General features: G+C 66.3%; 4 protein-coding genes. 2 read left to right on the top strand and 2 right to left on the bottom strand.

Features of this window, described 5'->3' with window-relative positions:
• Positions 1-331: 331 nt before the first annotated feature.
• Positions 332-601 carry a helix-turn-helix domain-containing protein gene (locus tag DKL51_RS06675; protein WP_109943485.1) on the bottom strand — a complete coding sequence of 90 codons (270 nt, stop codon included), beginning with the start codon at positions 599-601 and terminating at the stop codon, positions 332-334.
• A gap of 86 nt (positions 602-687) precedes the next feature.
• On the opposite strand from DKL51_RS06675, the gene map reads away from it, so the two are divergent.
• Positions 688-1,512, top strand: coding sequence for a type I methionyl aminopeptidase (map, locus tag DKL51_RS06670; protein ID WP_109966594.1), 825 nt, complete (start codon positions 688-690; stop codon positions 1,510-1,512).
• A 65-nt stretch (positions 1,513-1,577) separates the two neighbouring features.
• Here the strand turns inward: map and DKL51_RS06665 are convergent, their stop codons facing one another.
• Positions 1,578-1,976 carry a hypothetical protein gene (locus tag DKL51_RS06665; protein WP_109943483.1) on the bottom strand — a complete coding sequence of 133 codons (399 nt, stop codon included), beginning with the start codon at positions 1,974-1,976 and terminating at the stop codon, positions 1,578-1,580.
• A gap of 240 nt (positions 1,977-2,216) precedes the next feature.
• On the opposite strand from DKL51_RS06665, the gene DKL51_RS06660 reads away from it, so the two are divergent.
• A partial coding sequence (locus tag DKL51_RS06660) for a hypothetical protein (protein WP_221623139.1) occupies positions 2,217-2,513 on the top strand: 297 nt, incomplete at its 3' end.

Below are 2,513 nucleotides of genomic sequence, written 5' to 3'. Positions count from 1 at the left end.
TGGTCACGGTGGTCGGGCGACCGAGGCGGTGGCGCATGTGGAGGCTGGTGCCGACGTCGGTGCGGACGACGTCCAGGTGGTCGACGAGACCTCGGATCATCGCCAGTCCGCGACCGCGCCCTCCGGGCGGGCGTGGGGTTCGGGATCTCCGTCAGGCTCCGTCGCGCCGTATCTGCGGCATGACCGTGTGCCACGCGGATAGCGGCACAAGCGCCCCGCGACATGGGGTTCTGCTCATCGTTTCCAGCGATGGTCGGCACCAGCCGTCTACAGGTACTACTTGTCACTTTGCGATGGTGCCGGCTGGTTCCGTGGACGGGTGGAGCAGCGGCTACAAGACGGCTTCCAGCGATAGGTCGCTGCCGCGCCAGGTGGCTGCCAACTCCTGCACCGGCAGGTTGAGCGCCTCACCGAGGCAGATGATCGTGCCGAATCCGGGAGAGGGTAGTCGTCCGGTCTCGATCTTGCGCAGGGTTTCCGGCGAGATGCCAGCCGCGTGCGCGACTTCCGCTAGGTCGCGTCCCGCTCGCGCGTGGCGCAGCAGGGCGCCGAGACGCCTGCCGGCTTCGATCTGCTCAGGTGTGAGCGGTTGGCGGACCATGCTCCCAGGATAGGCCGGTATTACTATACCGGCAAGTGTTAGGGTGCCGGTATAACTATACCAACTCCCTGTGACGCGAGGTATTCGTGATTGAACTGAAGACGCCCGCGGAGATCCAACGCATGCACGTGGCCGGGCGTTTCGTCGCCGAGGTGCTCTCCGAGGTCGGTCAGCTCGCCGACGTGGGCGTCAACCTCCTGGACCTGGAGCACCACGTGCGCGGCATGATCAAACGGTGCGGAGCGGAGTCGTGCTACTGGGACTATGCGCCGTCCTTCGGACGCGGTCCGTTCCGCAACGTCATCTGCCTGTCGGTCAACGACGCCGTCCTGCACGGCCTACCCCACGACTACACGCTGCGTGACGGCGACGTACTCAGCGCGGACCTCGCGGTCAGCGTCGACGGCTGGGTGGCCGACTCGGCGCGCACGGTCGTCGTCGGGACCGCCGCCGAGGAGGACCTGCGGATCATCCGCGCCACCGAGGAAGCGTTGGAGGCGGCGATCGAGATGGCGCGTCCGGGCAACCGCCTGGGTGACATCTCGGCGGCCATCTGGGCGGTAGCCCACGACTACGGTTATCCGGTCAACACCGAGTTCGGTGGCCACGGCCTCGGCCGCACCATGCACGAGGAGCCCCACGTTTCGAACAAGGGCCGGGCAGGGCGCGGCCTCACGCTCCGGCCGGGCCTGACCCTCGCGCTCGAACCCTGGTTCGCCCGCACGACCGACCGGATCGTCTATGACGCCGACGGCTGGACCATCCGGTCGGCCGACGGCTCACGCACGGCCCACTCCGAGCACACGATCGCCATCACCGAGGACGCCCCCTTGGTGCTCACCAGGCGTGAACCGGAGGACACCGTAACGAGGGGTGATTCCACCAGTCGTCTATCCACAAAAGACGCCTAGTAGTGTGCGAGGATCTGCGTGACCGGGTGACCCAAAGGTCAGCCACGCGGGCCAGTTCGTTGGTGTCAAGTTCGTATCTCGACCCTAGTCGCGTTCAAGGCGCTCACCTCGAAGCGAGCAAAGCCAATCGGGTCCTCGTGATGCAAGGTGTTCAGCTCCACGACGGCACCGCAGCAGGGCACTGCAACGTCCAGCTGGTCGAGACTCATGCCATTCTCGCGGACCAGGTCGTCAAGCCAATCCATGCTGATGTCCTCGGCGCAGAGCGGGCACGTGATCCGTTCCGTGTACATGCCGGCATCTATCAAGGTCACTCGGTCGTAGAAGGTCTGTTTCACCTCGTCGACAGCGTCGCCGGGCCCGGAGAACAGGCTCGCCACATAGGCAACGGCGGCGGCAGCGGCTTCGGGCTCAGGCTGCCAGCCCGGATCGGTGGGAACCGAGCGGATGTAATCATCGCTCACCGGGCTCAGTCTGCCCTGTGCCGTTCTACGCGTGTCCGATCGGGCGTCCGGCCTTACACGCTCATCGGCAGTAACCGTGCACCGCGACGGGCCGCCTGAACGCCCGGGCGTCCGGAGATCGTGATGTGCAACCGGGCCGACAATCCCAGTAACGAGGCCCAATGGGGTGAGTGCCGGTACTTAGCCGGGACTGGGTAGGCGGCGGGTGAACTATCTCGCCTGGTTGGGCATTCTTGAGGGGTGCTCGAATTGAAGACGTCGAAGCCGGTGATTGTCGCGTTCCAGCTCGGCGCAGCCTGGGCGGTGGGGGCGGTCGCACTGCCGACGGCGTGGCAGGCCCTGCTGGTTGCGGTGTTCGCCGGTGGGATGGGCCTGTTCGGCGTCATTGCCCTCGTGGGCGCGTTGGCAGTCCTGGCCTACCTGATCGTGGTGATCACGGTCACCCGTGAGGTGTCGGTCCTCGGTGCGACCGGCGGTCGTCGACTGCTGTGGGCGCTGCTCGTCATGGGTGGGGGAACCGTCGGGTGGGCTCTAGGG

Origin of the sequence: Micromonospora globispora, assembly GCF_003857015.1 — a bacterium.
GTDB classification, from domain to species: domain Bacteria; phylum Actinomycetota; class Actinomycetes; order Mycobacteriales; family Micromonosporaceae; genus Micromonospora; species Micromonospora globispora.
The sequence above is the reverse complement of the archived record's forward strand: the minus strand, read 5'-3'. Positions and strand labels throughout refer to the sequence as shown.